The organism is Pseudomonas fluorescens, assembly GCF_001708445.1.
Classification (GTDB): domain Bacteria; phylum Pseudomonadota; class Gammaproteobacteria; order Pseudomonadales; family Pseudomonadaceae; genus Aquipseudomonas; species Aquipseudomonas gorinensis.
Map to the genome: position 1 here is coordinate 3,549,557 of NZ_CP015637.1, position 16,192 is coordinate 3,565,748.

Sequence of the window (16,192 nt, forward strand, 5' to 3'; positions counted from 1 at the left end):
CTTCAAGCTCTGTAAAAAGCTTGGGCAATACTGGGGGAAGGCTTCAACAACATTTGACGTTAGCAAACACCTCGAGAAGAAAGCATGTTTGGAACGGAGCGGCCGGCTTTTCTTCAAGTCGTCTTGAATCCCGTCCGAGAGCATCGCGCCCTTTTTGAAGCATTGTCTGATGCCCAGGTAGAACAAAGTACGCTATCGGTCTGCGGTGAATGGTTCGACGCAGCAGCCATCTGATCAGCTCGCACTGCGCTGATACGCAACTGTGGATGGGAAGACCGGTTCGCTTGGTCGTTGGCACGACGATACCTGTGTCCTGCGACTAACCAGGGGCCATTTCTCGCAGCAACGCGGCTCGCGATGAAATGGCAACAGACCCTAGAGCTGAAAGCGCGAGATGTTCTCTCGCAATGTCACGCTGGTGCGTGCCAATCCTTCGCTTTCCTGCTGAGCGCTGCGGAAGGCGGCAGCGGATTGCTCGGCGCTTTCGCTGACGGTCACGATGCCCCGGCTGATCTGCTCGGCAACGGTACTCTGCTGCTCGGCGGCCGCGGCGATTTGGTGGTTCATGCCGTTGATCCGCTCGATCATGGTTACGATCGTGCTTACCGCGTCACCGGCCTCGGAAACGCCGGACACCGACTGCGCACTGGAGCGTTTGCAGCGTTGCATATGCTGCGAGGTCTCGTCGGCAATTTTCTGCAGACTGGCGATCAGCCCCTCAATCTCTGAGGTGGCCTTCTGGGTACGCTGTGCCAGGCTGCGGACCTCGTCGGCTACCACCGCGAAGCCGCGTCCAGCCTCGCCAGCACGTGCAGCTTCGATGGCTGCGTTGAGGGCCAGCAGGTTGGTCTGGTCGGCCACCGACTTGATCACCTCAAGCACGCCGCCGATATTGCCGGTTTCATTCTTCAGCCGGCTCATGGCAATGTTGGACTGTTCGATTGTCTCGGCCAGCTCGCCGATCATGTTGACGGCATCTTTGGCCTTCTGCTGGCTGTACAGGGCCGCGCTATCGGCATCGCTGGCGGCACTGGCGGCGGATTCGGCATTGCGCGCGACATCCTGCACGGTGGCGGCCATTTGGTGAACGGCGGTGACGATCTGCTCGACCTCGCACTGTGCCATGGCCACGCTTTCGGCGTTTCTCAGGCTCGATTGGCTAAGTTCCTGGCTGGATTCGGCCACGCTCTGTGAGGACAGGTTTATGCCCTTGGTCATGTCCCGCAGGTTCTCCTGCATGCTCAGCAGGGCGGCCATGATGCTGGCTTGTGGTGGCTCAATCGTGCGCTCGCTAGCGCGCAAATCGCCCTGGGCAACTCGTTGGGCGAGCTGGTTGAGTTCACTCGGTTCGGCACCCAGCGCGCGCAGCAGGTTGCGGCTGATGACGTAGCCCAGTACCGCTGCTAGTAAGACGGCCAGCGCAGTAATGGCGAGCAACAGGTTGCGTTGTGACAGATAGTCTGCGTCATTTTCGCTGACCTGCAGGTCTGCCTTCTGGTTGGTGTAGCGCAGGAATTCGCCAATTGCCTGGGTCAGCTCGGCCAGTAAGGGTGTGCACTGCTCGCTGACCATGCGCAGGGCCTCGTCGTTTTCACCCTTGAACAGGTGTTCGGCAATGGTGTGTGCTACCGGTTTGTAGCGGCTCTCGACCTTCTCGATGGTTGAGAACAGTTCACGTGCCTTGGGCGACACATCATCATGGCTATCAATTGCCTGGCGTAGCGCGGCGAGGCTGCCGGCCACCATTTGTTCGTTGATGGCAATTGCGCCTCGCTGCTGTCCTCTCGCGGTGACATTGCTGTTCAAGGCGATGTTACGCAGGGCAATCGCGCGCTGGGCGGCGGCGTCGTTCAGTGTGTTGGCGAGGCGGGCGCGCGCATCAATGCCATTAACGTAGAGAAAAAAGTCCTTATTGCTGTTAGCCAGGGCGTACAGCGAGATAGCGGCGATCAGCAGCATAAACGCGAGCAGGCTGGCGTAGCCGGCATAAAGACTGGTCCGTGTAGAGAGCCGGGGAGTGTGCGATGGCATGATGTACCTGCATAGTGGGAGGAGCGGTTTAGGGACACCTGCAAGCGTATGTATTCGCCCTTGGTCCGCATCCTGCGCAGGTATTCTTTTGTCCGACGGCAACCAGTCGCGGTGTTATTTTCTGGCTAGTCGAAACTTGTACAGATTTTAGTATTTGTACAAGTCTTGTACAACTATATTGGTGTGATGTCGTCATGGCATCACTCAATCCCGATGAACGGTCAGTAACCTCCGATTTCTGGCAGGCGCGGGAAATAGAGGCCTGGCTATCGGGCTGATGACTGTTTGGGGGCGATACAGCCCAAGGCCATCTTTGGGCCGATAGAATCCTGCGAGCGCTGTAAAAATGCGTGGCGTAATTTCTGTACAGGTATTTTGTATGGGGATGAGCTAGGGCGCGCTAATTGTGAGCATGCGCTGCGCTAGGGGCTGTTGCCGTTTCATCGCGAGCCGCGTTGCTGTGAGAAATGGCTCCCGGTTATGGGGGACGAGTTCATTCTCGGATCTCCATGCGAGATGGCGGGGGAGGTTTGCCCAACGTGCGGCGAGGAGGTTATGCAAATGGCGAGCGATGGCGTTGACTGCCCCACTTGCGGGATATCCATGCCGGCTGGCCGAGCATGAGAGGGGCTGGCGGATTCATCGACATGAACGTCTGATTGGTCGATTTTGCCAGCGGGGTTTGAGCAGCGCCACAGCCGGCCATTTATAACAAAATAACGCCCGTCCGGAGTTCTAGGGTTCATGAACCTAGCTCCAGGTGTGCGACCCTATTTTTCATCTTATACCTGTCGATATAGAGAGCAGCCGTTCAAGCTGTGGACACGTTTAGCCGCGTCCAACCCACCCTGTTTACAAATACCTGCTGACACGAAGGATCCTGTGCATGCTCCAATCCCTGCTCGACAAAATCTTCAGTCGTCCTCTGACTCAGGAAGGATTTGCCAAAAAATTTATCGAGTCAGCCCGCAAGGCTGGCTACAGCGAGGCCATGGACTTTCAGGCTAGCGAGTTTCGCATCCGTCATAACAATGGCTCGTACTTCAATCTTCATAACGCCTTTCGCGACTATCAAAATGGAGACAAGACCCAGAAGGCCGCAATTCTGAATGGGTACGTATCGACTCTGTTGGAGTCTGGCCAGAGAACCGGGACGGTCTTTGAAAACGTGAAAGCACAATTACGTCCGGTGATTCGAAATCTTGCCATGCTTGAGGAAGTTCGACTGGAGCACGCCAGAAATGGTGGCGACAAGCCGCACGATGTCGTTTATCAGTCCTTGGGCCGCGACTGTGTGATTATGCTTGCCGTCGACTCTCCCGAGTCCACCGCCACCCTTACGAGAGGCCCTGAAGCGCAGTGGGGTGTCACAATGGATGAGGCAGTGGCGATCTCCATTGAGAACTTGCGCGATGCTACGCACGAGGCCTTCGGTGAGATCATCCCTGGGCTCTACGCCGCGCAGTGGGCGGACGGATACGACAGCAGCAGAGTCTTGTTGCCAGATGTTCTACAGCGCGCACCCGTTAAAGGTCGACCGGTGTTCATGATCCCCAGCCGTGACGTCTTGATGGTCACGGGCGACAAGGACGAGCAAGGCATCCGTCAGATGGTCGAGCTTAGCTTCAAAGCGCTTGAGAGGGGCAGGGCAGTCTCCACCGACATTTATACCTATGACGGGCGCGATATCGTCCCATTTCACCCTGATGATGAAGGGGTCAATAACCGTCTGGCCACGCTGGAACATTTGCTGCTCCAGGGTAGCTACAGTAATCAGAAAGAGTTGCTCGATAAGGTCAATCTGGAAACGAGCGTCGATGTGTTTGTTGCCTCGTACCTTCTCTACGAGCTGTCTGACCAGAACGGCAAAACCGTATCGATGAGCGCTTGGACAAAAGGTGTGCCGACCCTATTGCCCAAGAGTGATCGCATCGTGTTGGTTGAACCCGTTGAGGGTGGGGAACCTACAGTCAAAACCGTTCTATGGAGCGAGTTTGAATCCGAGCTTGGCGATCTGCTGACTACAGAAGCTGGCTATCCACCTCGCTATCGGACACTAGGATTTCCTTCGGCAGAGCAGCTGAATCGCCTGACTGCCTTGTGATCGCTGCTCAACTAATCTGGCGCTGCGATGGAGGTATGAATGCCCGACACTTACAGCACGCATGATCATGCGAACCGCAATCAGACAGAAATCCTCGCCAGCAACCATTGCGCTTGCTTTGGTTGCTATGCGGTATTTCCTGCTTCTGATGTGACACGGTTTACTGAGACCACGGCATGGTGTCCAAAATGCGAGGCTTTCAGTACGGTCGTTGGCGATGCCTCCGAGCTGCCTTTGGATCGAGAGTTTCTGGAGGTAGTTCACGATCACTGGATCGGGCCTCAAGATTGGTTGGATGAGATAGCGGCGCAGACTCATGCGATCGCAACTGCTGTTTACAGGCAGACAAGCACAACGATGGATGAGGAACGAGTTCGTCCTTGGTGGAAGTTTTGGCGATGACACTCCCAATTATCCAGCGATTGCATGTGATCAGTAGGAGTGACCGCTTTTGGCCGGTTGCCTATCTCTAAGGGCTGCAGTCGGCCAAGAGCAGACGTTCGAACCTAAGGTAATGCGATGAAGAGAACAACAAGAATGACTGCACCACTGACCAGTAACGCAGCAACCCAGCCTGGACCTGGCTGGACGTTTGACCCTGATCGCATGATCCGAATAGCCGATTGTCATTCGATCATCGAAGTTCTTCGCCACATCAAACACAGTGGGCCGGAATGGGTGCATCGTAACGTCCACATTTGCTTTCCCGGCCCATCAAATGCCTGGGCTTTGGTGTACCCGCTTCAGAATGCCAGTGCCCCGTACTTTGACTTCATGTATACCCACAAAGAGCCGCCTCAGGAAGCACTGTCCGCACTGCTAGGGAAGTATCCACAGTGTTCCGTCATCGACTGGTCGCCCGGACGCTTGGCCTGCATCGAAGCTCAGGGGGTAGATGTTGAGACGCTCGCTGAAATTATCCGGGATCTAGCTGAAGCTGCTTGGGATGAGCACATCACGTTCGTCGATGCTTCGTACGAGGAAATGGGTAAAGCGTGACCCAAGAGCGGACAGTCGACCTTAGCTTCTCAAGCGCGTGCGCAAAGACCACGTCTTGGGCAACAATCGACCAGACGGGAACGGAACGCAGGTCACCATAATCGAAGGAATGTTTGTTATGAGCCACCTTAACAACGACTTGAGGGCCGATTTCGTTGAGGCACTTGAGGAAATCTCGACGCTGATGTCCATTGCATACGACCAGCTCGGCCCTGTACCGGAAGACCATGCATTAGCTCAGGCAGGTTTAGAGAATGGTGGTGAAATAGTTCTGGATTATGTCGATCACAACGAGGCTGGAGTAGCGTTCGAACACCTGCTTTACATGATTAACGAACCACCGCTCGTTGTTTCTGAAAAATGCATAAAAATTTTAGCTCGGATCGCGAAGTCCTTGAGGATGCCATTCACGAGGTGACAAAAATTTACCCACCTGAAGGTCAGCTTTGGGTCGATTACGGCCCTCGCGACAGGCAGAGATCGGCCAAAAGCGGCGTTCGATCCACTACCTTCCAGCCGAAAAGCGGAAACTTCCCGATCTATGAAAGCTAGTCTCTAAGGGTACGCATTATTTCCTCGACCACATGCTTCGTGTATTTCTCACTGGGGTCAGTTTCCGGTGTGTCGTTACTGCGGAACCATTCACCTTGATCGAATGCCTGGTAAAGCGAGAAAGCGGGCTGAGGCATATCGTTAGTCATGCCAACTTCAACCACAGCATTTATGATCCCGTTCATAACGCCGTCGCAAAAATCATAGGGTAGAGATCCTTGTAGATAGCCTTCCGCAACCGCGACGGACAGTCCGTTCAGCACATCATGCGGTGCAACGCCGAACCTTTCGCAAATGGGGACTAGATCACTCAGCGTTAAACCCTCTGCTTCCGCTTTCATCGACAGTTCCTTGAGTTCGACCTTCGATAACACCATGATCATGAGCTTCTTCCGGTTAGGTGCGAAGGTAGCGCTTACAGAGTGGGCGCACAGCGGTGCCACACTTCAATTCCATGCTGCAATACGGATTCATGGTCGGTCAACTTCAACTACGGCAATGTCCGCTTCTGGCCGAGGCTGTGTAAAAACGTTTTTGAGCGCGTCAGGTACTCCAAACCGGACTGGAAATCGCGTTTCTACGCGAAATCCACATCTGCAGACGTGCCGATAAATTTCAGATTTGACGTATGGGGAATAGGTGGAATAGAGGTCAGACCACGTTTTCAATAATGGTGGTCTGACCCCTATTTCCTTTACATACACGCGCCGATTTATTCCCACTTGCCGGGCGCTTACAAATGCTGGCTAAACAGGAGTGTCCCGTCATGGTCGCTAGCAGCCCTCCCCGAAGGGCCGCCATGGGTCGATTCTGTTGAAAAAGTCGGCTTTGAATTCCGCGGGAGAAAAGTACGCGCCTGAGATTGAAATCTGAATTTTTGGCAGACCGTTCCAGGACTCGGAGTTCACGTTGCCGCGTGCAAATGAGGTGTTTTCATCCATCAATATTCGAGTGTTTCGGGAAAGCCGACTTTTTCAACACAATCGGCCAAAAGGTGACGCTTGCTCGATTCCCTTCCTGTTGGTAGTAGATGGAACGATAGCTCTGTCGTCCAGCAACCGTTGGACACGTGTAATACTCCAGCCAGTGAACGCATCGGAGGGACATTTCTGCAATCGAGACCTCGCCCGTGGTGCTCAGCTTCCAACGAGACCTTCGAAAGATCTGGCCTCTATTCGCAGCTATATCAGCGGGCGGATCGTGGTCAGCGCACCTCTCGTACCATTCATGATGGCGGTCTGATACTGTCTGCATTTTCAGCAGGGAGCTTTACGACGTGAATGCAGCGAGTCCTTATCAAGTAACGGTGTTGTTTCAACCAGAAAACCAGAATAAAAAATATGAATCTCTTTTTTTGGAAATTGATACGGGGCAGATTAAACTTCCAATGTTTCAGAGGGAGTTTGTTTGGGAGAAAGAGCAGTCGGCAAAATTGATTGACTCAATACTTAAAGGCTTTCCTATTGGGACCTTCATCTTTTGGAAAACTCGCGAAGAGCTTAGAAGCTATAAAGAGGTAGGGAACCATATTCTACCGGACACTCCAAAAGGAGATTATGTTCAATACATACTGGATGGGCAGCAGCGAATAACCTCGCTTTATGCTATTCGAAAGGGGCTTCGGATTAGCAAGGATGGCAAGGAAATAAATTATCAAGATATTTACATTGATCTATCTGAAAATTTAGAGCGTGAAGAGTCTATAGTCAAAATATCCCGTCTTGAGGGAGAGACGAACCTCATCTCTGTTCACAGGCTTTTGACTTGCAAGTTCACTGATTTAATGGACGAGTTTACAAAGCCTCAGCTAGAACTGATGGAGTCTTACAAAAACAGCCTTACAAATTATGATTTCCCTACGATCACCATTCGTGATTATCCGATAGAAGTGGCTTGTGAGATTTTCTCCCGAATTAACACCGGAGGAAAAGCACTGACAGTTTTCGAAATAATGGTCGCGAAAACCTATGATGAAAGTAAATCTTTCGATTTGGCAGAGCGTTACGAAATTTTGAGGGATGGTTCTGAAGACGAAAAAACATGTCTCAGGACGGCCAAGTACGAAACACTTCCTCCGTCTCTAATTATGCAGTGCGTAGCCGCTATCACGACACGCGCCGTGCGTGGGCGGGACATTTTAGGGATTAAGCGAGAAGACTTTATCGCGAGCTGGGCACCTATGAGTGCCTCTCTCTTTACAGCAGTAGATTTTCTTCGCACAGAAATAAGGGTTCCCGTTTCTCAGCTCCTACCCTATCCGGCGTTGCTGATCCCTCTGACTTATTACTTTCACGCCACCAAGAACCGTAAGCCAACAGCTCCACAAGCTAGGCTGCTTGAGCAGTTTTTTTATTGGGTTGGATTAACGGAGCGATACGGGTCGTCTTCTGACTCTGGGATCACTGAAGACTTCAATAAGATGGATATGATATTGGCCGGAAAAACGCCGGACTATCCTCAGTCAGAGCTTCGTATTGAAAGCAAGGATATAGCGCAGACTTATTTCTCTTCTGGCAATTCCTATTGTAAGTCCATATTGTGTTTATTGGCATTTAACCAGCCAAAATCTTTTGATACAGATGGCGTGGTAATACTTGATAATAGCAATCTCAAAATTGCGAGTAGCCGTAACTATCACCATTTTTTTCCTACCAGATACCTAGCCACTGCCATGCCGGATAGGGATGCAAATCTGGTGGCCAACATAACATTGATTGATGGTTACTCTAATAAGCATCGCATCAGCAAAAAGGCACCGAGTGAATATATCTCTGCTTTTTCATTGGAGAATGGAGCGATCCAGCAGACGCTCATAAGCCATTTGATTCATGATGTTGACGGCTATGGCGTGACGTCGGATGACTACGACAGATTTATTGAGCGCCGGTCTAATGCTATCGCATCTGCACTAAACGCAAAGCTGCTCGGATCTTACTAACAGTAGAGTTTAGCGTTTTCTGCGGCTTGGAGGGCCTCACTGTCTCAGCGAGGCCAAACCTTAGCTATCGACATTTGTTGAAAATCCTTGATTGCACGCGGGCTGACGTATCTACTGCTCAGTACATGCAATATGGCGATTTACCGTTCGCAATTTATGGAGCAGTAAGCAATTGCTGGGGCAAGTGGCCATAAAGCATCTGGCACCAGTCTTTAACCAACTCACCACAGCTTTCGCAGCATTTAAAGTGTCCGCTTTTGGCCCAGAGTGTGTAAAAACGCTTTCGTATCTTGATTGCGTCAAGCATACGTTCATGGGTGGTGCGATTGCCCAAGCGTTTGCCACGATAAACATTACTGACGTTCCATAGCGGTTATGGAGCGGTTTAGCGCCTTCTGGAGCAGAGAAAACCTAGGCTTTATGTCGCCATCGCCTTCAGCAGGCCTGCTGTACCGATGATGTTCATCACCCGCTTCATGTTGTAGGCGAGCACATTGAGACTCATCTCCGCGCTTCCCCCGACCAGTTTGCGCGTCAGGAAATGCGTTGAGCCCATCCATTGTTTGAGCGTCCCGAAGGGATGCTCAACCGTCCTTTTTCGGATTCGCATCATGTCCGGTGCATGGTTCAACCGACGCTGCATTTCCTCCAGCACCGCTTCATGTACCCAGCGCCTTACTCGACGATTTTTGCTCGGTGTGCACTGCGTTTTCAGTGCGCAGCCTTGGCATTTCGAACTCCAGTAACAGTGCATATTCATGCCTTTCTCAATACTGGAGAAGCGCCAAGGCAGCGACTCTCCCGCCGGACAGATGTATTCGTTTTTCGTTGCGTCATAAACGAAAACATCTTTGTCGAATCGACCATCCGCCTTGGCGCTTGAAGTCATCGGCTTTGGCACGTAGGCAGTGATGTCCGCGTCGTGACAAGCAAGGATTTCTTCACTCTTGAAGTAACCTCGGTCAGCGACCACCGCCAACGTTTCTGACGCCATGGCATCGCGAGCCTGCTTCGCCATCGAGCTGAGTTGATCGCGGTCGGAACCGTAGTTGGTGACCTCATGAGCAACGATCAAATGGTGCTGAGTATCGACCGCTGTCTGCACGTTGTAGCCGACGATTCCCGTGCCGCGCGTCATCATGGAGCGGGCGTCTGGATCGGTCAGTGAGACCTGTTTATCCGGCGATTCATTGAGCTGGATTTCGATCGCCTGAAGCTCTTTCATTTGCGTCTTCAGCTTGGTGATTTTCTCTGCCAGCCGCACGGCGCTGGGCTCGGAGGCTGTAGGTTCTTGCCGATCGGCAGCATCGAGTGCCGTCAGGTAACGGTTGATGCTCGATTCAACTTCTTCCATTCGCCGCTTCAGTTTGGCGCTGGTGAAATTGCGGTCACGATTGTTGACTGCCTTGAATTTGCTGCCGTCGATGGCGACCAGACTTTCTCCGAACAGTCCCAACTGCTGACACAGCACAACGAACTGGCGGCAGACGCCTCGGATGGCCTTGCTGTTGTCTTTTCGGAAGTTGGCGATGGTCTTGAAATCCGGCATCAAACGCCCGGTCAGCCACATCAGTTCGACGTTGCGTTGGGCTTCCCGCTCCAGGCGTCGACTCGACTGAACCCGGTTCAGATAGCCGTAGATGTAAATCTTCAACAGGATCGCGGGGTGATAAGCTGGCCGGCCCGTCTCTGCCGGTATGACACCGTCAAACCCAAGTTTGGCCAGGTCGAGTTCGTCGACGAAGACGTCGACTACGCGCACCGGGTTGGTATCGCTGACGTAGTCGTCAAGACTCTCGGGAAGTAAGGTGCTTTGACCGCGATGTTCGCCTTGGATGAAGCGCTTCATTGACGATTCCTGAGTTAAACACCCCGGAAAATCATAGCAAAGGTGTATAGCGGCATAGGCTCCCTGACAGAGGTGGACTTCAGTTACCCCCTCTTACTGGCGAACAATTTTTGAGGTGCTGACGATGGCCCGCTTACAGGTTGTAAAGATTGACTTAAGTGAGGTGACGAATTCTGACGAACTCCATTCCATCTTGAAAGATGCACTCGGATTCCCTGGCTGGTACGGCTGTAATTGGGATGCTTTCTGGGACGCAATTACGGGACTTGTGGAAATGCCCATTCACTTGAAAATCTCAGGGTGGAATACTTTATCCAGACGTTTACCGGGAGATGCGAAGCTGATGCAAAAAATCCTTGAAGACATGAAGATCGAGTATCCAGAACTCGCACCAGATGTGGAGTTCGACTAAACGATTTTTAGGCCGACATTTGGCCGGAGCCACGTAAACCGCCAGCCTTCCTCAGGAAAATTTTCAGTAGATCCCGCAGCGAGATTCTTGGCTCACTGCCGTTGGCTGGCTGCACCATCTGTTTTTACACACTCTGGGCCGCTTGCTGCCCCTCACGACAGGCAGCAATCGACCCAGGGCAGCCTTTCGGCACCGGCAGAAGTCGGCCGTTTGGCGCTGAGACTGCCTACAGTCATTAGCTGCTGCTAGTATCAAGCGCTCAACCTATCTAGCCCCTGCACCGATTCACGTTTACTATATTTCCAACTCGTATTACTGCGGCTGCTGAACCCGGTACTCACGAGGATATAACGATGAAAAGAACCCGCGCCTGGAGACGTATGCAGGCCCGTAAATGCAGAGGCGACAATACGGTTCGTCCGCTGGAGTTCAAGCCAGAAAAGAATTGGAAACTGATGTACACCCGTGCAGCCAAACTGTACAGAGCACACCAACTCGGGATGAGCTATCCCATCCGCACAACCCGCCAACTACTGGATCAAGAGTGACTAACCTCCTGTTCGTCTGTAGCCGTAACCAATGGCGTAGTCCTACTGCGGAAGCGATCTGGCGCCGTCGTCCCGGCTTTAATGCCCGTTCAGCAGGAACCAGTCCAAATGCACGTAAACCTATCAGCCCAGCGGATATTCGCTGGGCAGATGTGATCTTTGTCATGGAACGCAAACACCTTAATCGTCTTCAGGCTGAATACGCCCGCCTTCTTGAACACAAAAGGCTCCACTCTCTCGATATTCCAGATGATTACTGCTACATGGATCCTGAACTGGTGGGCATGCTTGAAGACATTGTGACGTCCTACCTCACCACGTAGGCTTCATGCGGGAACGACTGTCGCAGGAATGGTCGCGGATAAGCCGGCGGGCCGATCTAGACCTTCTATTGCGTTTAAAGATCAAGCTCACACCCATTAGCCGCCATTTGTGACGGGCCACTAACGGCCAGAAGCAGTCACTATTGGCCCTGTTAAAGTACCTCTCTGAACACAACTCACGGACGGCTTCATGGAACGACTCCATCCTCGTGGCATCGATGCAGACGGTTATATCCTCACCGTGCCCAACGTCGAGATACAGCCACAGTTTCAAGATTTACTGGTGGACGTTTGCATGACGCTCACTCGCTCGGAACCTCTGCTGGACGGGATTTATATTTATGGCAGCGTCGCTAGAGGCGACGCCGTGCTGGGGGTTTCTGACCTTGACCTAACCCTTGTTCTGCAGAGCACTCCTACGTCGCAGGATCTCGAAATGTTCGAGTCGAAAAGGCGCACGCTGGAAAATCGGCATACCGAAGTCATCAAGATCGATTTCGACATCGGTAGTCGTTCTGAAGTATTGGCGGCAAACAATCGATTGAGCTGGGGGTATTGGCTCAAGCATCACTGCCGTTGCTTATGGGGGAATGATCTGAGCAAGCGCTTCGACCGGCTCAAGCCGTCGCGTGATATCGCCATTGCCGTGAATGGTGACTTTGAATCCGAATTGACCCGGTATGCCGATCTTATCGATCAGGCGACCACACCGACGCAATCGCTACGCTTGCAACGGGAAGCCTCGCGCAAACTAATCCGGTCAACTCAAGTACTTCGCTCTGAAAAGGACCTGATGTGGCCGCAAACACTCGAAGAACATGTCGAGCTGTTTGTTCAGCATTACCCGTGTATGAGCATGCAGATCTCTTTTTTCTTGTCCCAGGCAAGGAGCCCGTATGCTAAGCCAAAGGAGTTTACGGCTCAGCTCCATTTTTTTTTGACCTGGATGGCTACAGAAACCGGTTAGGTCCATTTTTACCTACAAAAAATCAGCAATTACAAGTGGTTTCTCTGTGGCAAATATTGACTCGTAAATTGCTTCGTAGGGTGCCTCACGAGCCAACCAAGCGCCGGCGCTGTAGGCTCGAGCCTTACAGAAAAACGATAGGTGCCTCTCATCTCCGCGCTCGAAAAGTCTGAAATACTGCACCTCCATTTCAGAACAAAGGTTGTCGAAAAGCACTGGATCTAGCTTTGACAGCGTGACCATAATTTCGGCTGGATCTAGCCCGGCGTCACTCGCCGCCCATAGGACAATACGAGTAGCCACGTCCAATTTTTTGCTTGGAATGATCGCGTCCAATGCATGTTGAATATTTGGGTAGCTGGATGCCAAACGTGAAGGCATGTCTTTTTCCTGACCCGCTTTAGATGGAATGTGAAAGACCTGAGGTTGTTTGTCTAATGCTCTTTAGATTGTTCACACAACCTGGACCCCATAGCTGCCGGTGACAGCCGCCAGAAAACGGTCAGAGGAAGTGGCCGATAGATGCCAAGAACTTTCTAGGCTGTGTCCTCGCAGGAGTGTGAGCTTGCCTTCGTCCATAAGTATGTCAGTAGTTTGGTACAGTCACCATGCGTCATATAATCGGCTTATATGCATCGAAAAAAACAGAGCATTTGGGTCCGCTAGACCCAGAAGACCGAGTTACTTTTAGGTCTGACTGCTTTCATACGTTTGGATATTTTTCCCTTATAGCACCTGCTTTTGAACGATATGCACAAAGAGATGCAGGGATAGGCATTGAATCAATGAATGTAACGTTCCGCTTGAGAAATGACGATCTAGCTGACGTACTGGCAATTTTGAACGATCTCGAAACACAGCTCTGTCAGCAACCAAAGAGTTGGCAGGAGTATCTCGGTGAAATCCAACATCCAGGGCAAGAAAAGCGGCCAATCAAACCGCTGTTATTCAGACGTCGAGCCGTTCGGATTGTCGAAAGATTGCGAGCGTTAATGCTTAAAGCCCAAGCCCACGATAAATGCTTGGTATATGGAAATGGTATTTTCTACCGAACACTGTGCGGTATAAAAATGCCACCCGGTACCGTGTACTCCTAGAGCCGAGCCTACGGTTCAAGCGTTCTCTTCACTTGTCGAGGACGGGATAAACCCTATCCGTTAATCAAACGAAAGGATCCAGCCAAGTGGCAACCGCTGGCCGGTTTTCGACCGTACGAAAGCCTGAAAACAGCCAGGAGCAACCGTCTAGGATATTTCATATAGCCCACCACCAGGCTTGCCTGTCACCACCAGAAAGTCCTGACGCGCCAGTGCCCATAACCCCACAGGTCGAAGCCGGCGGGGAGGAGGAGGGCGCCGGTGGCGAGGTCCATGGCGGCTCCGGGGCGGGGTGTCGATCATGCAAGGACATGACCGATCAGGGGGCTTAACCGAGCGCCTGTTGCTTGGCAATCTCCTGGTTGCGCAGAATGAACCGTTGCAACTTGCCACTTGGGGTCTTGGGCAGATGGTCGACAAACTCCATTTCCCGCGGATAAGCATGTGCGGCTAGACGCTGGCGTACATGCAGGCGCAGTTCCTCCGCCAACTCAGGGCTTGGCAGGTAGGGTGTGTTCAGCACGACAAACGCCTTTATCAACTCGGTGCGTTGCGGATCGGGTTTGCCGATCACGGCCGCCTCGACCACCGCAGGGTGTTCGATCAGCGCGCTTTCCACATCGAACGGCCCGACGCGGTAGCCGGACGTGGTAATCAGGTCATCATTGCGGCCGACGAAGCTGATACTGCCGTCGTCATTGAGCTCCACAATATCGCCGCTCAGGTAATAGCGCCCTGCAAAGGCCTGGGTGGGCATGCCGAGGTAGCCGTCGAACCAGCACAACGGCGAGCGCTCGCGATCAACGGCCAGTACGCCCGGCTGGCCGGCTGGCAATTCCCGGTGTGCCTTATCCAACACGACGATGCGGTATCCGGGCACCGCATAACCCGCTGAGCCTTCGCGGACCGGGTGACGCAAACCGTGGTGATTGCACAGCACCATGCCGATTTCCGTTTGCCCATAGTGGTCGTGAATCACCACGCCAAGCTGTTCGGCAAACCACCGCACGACTTGCGGGTTGAGCGGTTCTCCGGCGCTGCTGACGGCCCGCAGGCGCCCACGAACGGCGTCGGCGAACTCGGCCCCCGCGGCGATCAGGAAGCGGTAGGCGGTGGGCGAACCGGCCAGGTTGTTGATTGCGTACTTGGCAATGATGTGACGGGTACTTTCCACCGTGAAGGGGCCGTCGTAGAACAGCGTTGCATACCCACAAGCCAGCGGGCCGGTCACCGCGTAATACAAACCATAGGCCCAACCCGGGTCAGCCAGGTTCCAGAAGCGGTCGTCCGCACGCAAGTCAATCGCATCACGCATATAGCCCTTGAAGGCCAGAATCGCGCTTAACGGCACCTCCAGCGGTTTGGCCGGCCCGGTGGTGCCAGAGGTACACATCAACAGGAACGGCGCACTGGCATCCAGCAGCACCGGCGCGCAATCGTCAGCCTGGCGGTTCAGTGCGCTCCAGAAGTGGTGATCAGCGGGGTTCTGTGGGGCGCCACCGGTCACAACGATGCTGGGGCAGTCAGTGACGTCGTCCAGCTTCGGACGGTTGTGCGGGTCGGTCACGATCCAGCGGGCGTTCGAGCAGTTCAAGCGTTGTTCGATGGCCTTGGGGCCGAAGGCCGTAAACAGCGGTTGGTAGACCGCGCCGATGCGCCAGGTGCCCAAAATGGCAATCAACAGTTCAACCGTGCGTGGCATCAGGCCGGCGACGCGATCGCCCGGCTTGACGCCTTGTTCACGCAAGAAATTGCCGAAGCGCGCCGCCTGGCGTTGCAGGTCGCGAAACCTGTAGCGCTCGGCATGGCCATCCTGCGCTTCGCAATACAACGCCACGGCCTCGCCGTGGGCATGCCGGTCGCAGCATTCGACGCAGGCGTTCAAAGCAGTAAGTTCGCCATGCAAATCCTGGGTGGCGCTCTGCAGATAATCGAAGGATTCAACAACGTGTTCATAATCGCGCATATCGACACCTGATTATTATTGTGGGGATCGGTCTTGCGAAAACCCCAGCAGCCTCTACATGCAGGCATGGCAACGGCTGGCTGTCGCCACCGGCTGGGGTGTGTTCATGGGGCTAGCCGTCCATCATGTCGGCTGCTTGCTGGGTGGCCTGGCTGGTTCGCGTGGCCAACTTGCGGACTTCATCGGCGACCACTGCGAAGCCGCGTCCGGCTTCGCCTGCGCGCGCCGCCTCAATGGCTGCGTTCAGCGCCAGGAGGTTGGTCTGGCTGGCGATGCCCTGGATGGTGGCAACAATCTGCGTCAGCTTGCTCAAGGTTTCCTGCATCATGCGGTGTTGCTGTTCCTGAGCCTCGCGTAGCGCACGCTCTTCATGGCTGGCATGGATATCCGTAATGGCGCCCACGAC

At 53.4% G+C, this 16,192-nt stretch carries 14 protein-coding genes and 1 pseudogene; 9 read left to right on the forward strand and 6 right to left on the reverse strand.

Translation table 11 applies throughout. The features are described 5' to 3' along the window. Positions 1–375: 375 nt before the first annotated feature. Positions 376–2,031, reverse strand: coding sequence for a methyl-accepting chemotaxis protein (locus A7317_RS15660; protein ID WP_069076259.1), 1,656 nt, complete (start codon positions 2,029–2,031; stop codon positions 376–378). An 886-nt stretch (positions 2,032–2,917) separates the two neighbouring features. Here A7317_RS15660 and A7317_RS15665 point away from each other — a divergent pair. From A7317_RS15665 to A7317_RS15675, 4 genes are all read left to right on the forward strand, one after another. Next, positions 2,918–4,135: a DUF1444 family protein gene (locus A7317_RS15665; protein WP_069076260.1), complete on the forward strand. Its 1,218-nt coding sequence runs from the start codon at positions 2,918–2,920 to the stop codon at positions 4,133–4,135. Positions 4,136–4,174: 39 nt separating this feature from the next. Continuing rightward, positions 4,175–4,537 carry a hypothetical protein gene (locus A7317_RS30685; protein WP_155766407.1) on the forward strand — a complete coding sequence of 121 codons (363 nt, stop codon included), beginning with the start codon at positions 4,175–4,177 and terminating at the stop codon, positions 4,535–4,537. A 135-nt stretch (positions 4,538–4,672) separates the two neighbouring features. Then, positions 4,673–5,134, forward strand: coding sequence for a hypothetical protein (locus A7317_RS15670; protein ID WP_024075773.1), 462 nt, complete (start codon positions 4,673–4,675; stop codon positions 5,132–5,134). 118 nt (positions 5,135–5,252) lie between these two features. Next, a complete protein-coding gene (locus A7317_RS15675) occupies positions 5,253–5,552 on the forward strand; it encodes a MafI family immunity protein (protein WP_041160952.1) in 300 nt (99 codons plus the stop codon). A gap of 130 nt (positions 5,553–5,682) precedes the next feature. Here A7317_RS15675 and A7317_RS15680 read toward each other — a convergent pair whose 3' ends face one another. Further along, positions 5,683–6,069 (reverse strand): hypothetical protein, encoded by a 387-nt coding sequence (locus A7317_RS15680; RefSeq protein WP_024075771.1) that lies wholly within the window; start codon positions 6,067–6,069, stop codon positions 5,683–5,685. An 893-nt stretch (positions 6,070–6,962) separates the two neighbouring features. On the opposite strand from A7317_RS15680, the gene A7317_RS15685 reads away from it, so the two are divergent. Then, positions 6,963–8,624, forward strand: a complete 1,662-nt coding sequence (locus tag A7317_RS15685; RefSeq protein ID WP_237141768.1) for a DUF262 domain-containing protein — start codon at positions 6,963–6,965, stop codon at positions 8,622–8,624. Between the two features lie 418 nt (positions 8,625–9,042). On the opposite strand, the gene A7317_RS15690 is transcribed toward A7317_RS15685, so the two are convergent. Next, on the reverse strand, positions 9,043–10,473 hold the full coding sequence (locus tag A7317_RS15690; protein ID WP_069076261.1) for an IS1182 family transposase: 1,431 nt from the start codon (positions 10,471–10,473) through the stop codon (positions 9,043–9,045). 124 nt (positions 10,474–10,597) lie between these two features. Here A7317_RS15690 and A7317_RS15695 point away from each other — a divergent pair, with 124 nt between their 5' ends. The 4 genes from A7317_RS15695 (at position 10,598) to A7317_RS15710 (ending at position 12,723) form a co-directional block, all read left to right on the forward strand. After that, a complete protein-coding gene (locus tag A7317_RS15695) occupies positions 10,598–10,885 on the forward strand; it encodes a barstar family protein (RefSeq protein ID WP_046053083.1) in 288 nt (95 codons plus the stop codon). 353 nt (positions 10,886–11,238) lie between these two features. Further along, positions 11,239–11,433: a hypothetical protein gene (locus A7317_RS31100; RefSeq protein WP_069076262.1), complete on the forward strand. Its 195-nt coding sequence runs from the start codon at positions 11,239–11,241 to the stop codon at positions 11,431–11,433. Next, positions 11,430–11,756 carry a low molecular weight protein tyrosine phosphatase family protein gene (locus tag A7317_RS15705; RefSeq protein WP_069076263.1) on the forward strand — a complete coding sequence of 109 codons (327 nt, stop codon included), beginning with the start codon at positions 11,430–11,432 and terminating at the stop codon, positions 11,754–11,756. The genes A7317_RS31100 and A7317_RS15705 overlap by 4 nt, the downstream gene beginning before the upstream one ends. Before the next feature lie 190 nt (positions 11,757–11,946). Further along, on the forward strand, positions 11,947–12,723 hold the full coding sequence (locus A7317_RS15710; protein WP_069076264.1) for a nucleotidyltransferase domain-containing protein: 777 nt from the start codon (positions 11,947–11,949) through the stop codon (positions 12,721–12,723). A 12-nt stretch (positions 12,724–12,735) separates the two neighbouring features. Here A7317_RS15710 and A7317_RS15715 read toward each other — a convergent pair whose 3' ends face one another. The 3 genes and pseudogenes from A7317_RS15715 to A7317_RS31635 form a co-directional block, all read right to left on the reverse strand. Next, on the reverse strand, positions 12,736–13,104 hold the full coding sequence (locus tag A7317_RS15715; RefSeq protein ID WP_024075768.1) for a hypothetical protein: 369 nt from the start codon (positions 13,102–13,104) through the stop codon (positions 12,736–12,738). Between the two features lie 1,044 nt (positions 13,105–14,148). After that, positions 14,149–15,786 (reverse strand): AMP-binding protein, encoded by a 1,638-nt coding sequence (locus A7317_RS15720; protein WP_069076265.1) that lies wholly within the window; start codon positions 15,784–15,786, stop codon positions 14,149–14,151. A gap of 136 nt (positions 15,787–15,922) precedes the next feature. Beyond that, positions 15,923–16,189 (reverse strand): annotated as a pseudogene (locus tag A7317_RS31635) (methyl-accepting chemotaxis protein); the annotation flags it as partial. Between the last annotated feature and the right edge of the window lie 3 nt (positions 16,190–16,192).

What these genes read in the sequence shown, in the direction of transcription:
- A7317_RS15660 (WP_069076259.1), bottom strand. Translation starts at nt 2,031, where the DNA reads ATGCCATCGCACACTCCCCGGCTCTCTACACGGACCAGTCTTTATGCC.
- A7317_RS15665 (WP_069076260.1), top strand. Translation starts at nt 2,918, where the DNA reads ATGCTCCAATCCCTGCTCGACAAAATCTTCAGTCGTCCTCTGACTCAG.
- A7317_RS30685 (WP_155766407.1), top strand. Translation starts at nt 4,175, where the DNA reads ATGCCCGACACTTACAGCACGCATGATCATGCGAACCGCAATCAGACA.
- A7317_RS15670 (WP_024075773.1), top strand. Translation starts at nt 4,673, where the DNA reads ATGACTGCACCACTGACCAGTAACGCAGCAACCCAGCCTGGACCTGGC.
- A7317_RS15675 (WP_041160952.1), top strand. Translation starts at nt 5,253, where the DNA reads ATGAGCCACCTTAACAACGACTTGAGGGCCGATTTCGTTGAGGCACTT.
- A7317_RS15680 (WP_024075771.1), bottom strand. Translation starts at nt 6,069, where the DNA reads ATGATCATGGTGTTATCGAAGGTCGAACTCAAGGAACTGTCGATGAAA.
- A7317_RS15690 (WP_069076261.1), bottom strand. Translation starts at nt 10,473, where the DNA reads ATGAAGCGCTTCATCCAAGGCGAACATCGCGGTCAAAGCACCTTACTT.
- A7317_RS15695 (WP_046053083.1), top strand. Translation starts at nt 10,598, where the DNA reads ATGGCCCGCTTACAGGTTGTAAAGATTGACTTAAGTGAGGTGACGAAT.
- A7317_RS31100 (WP_069076262.1), top strand. Translation starts at nt 11,239, where the DNA reads ATGAAAAGAACCCGCGCCTGGAGACGTATGCAGGCCCGTAAATGCAGA.
- A7317_RS15710 (WP_069076264.1), top strand. Translation starts at nt 11,947, where the DNA reads ATGGAACGACTCCATCCTCGTGGCATCGATGCAGACGGTTATATCCTC.
- A7317_RS15715 (WP_024075768.1), bottom strand. Translation starts at nt 13,104, where the DNA reads ATGCCTTCACGTTTGGCATCCAGCTACCCAAATATTCAACATGCATTG.
- A7317_RS15720 (WP_069076265.1), bottom strand. Translation starts at nt 15,786, where the DNA reads ATGCGCGATTATGAACACGTTGTTGAATCCTTCGATTATCTGCAGAGC.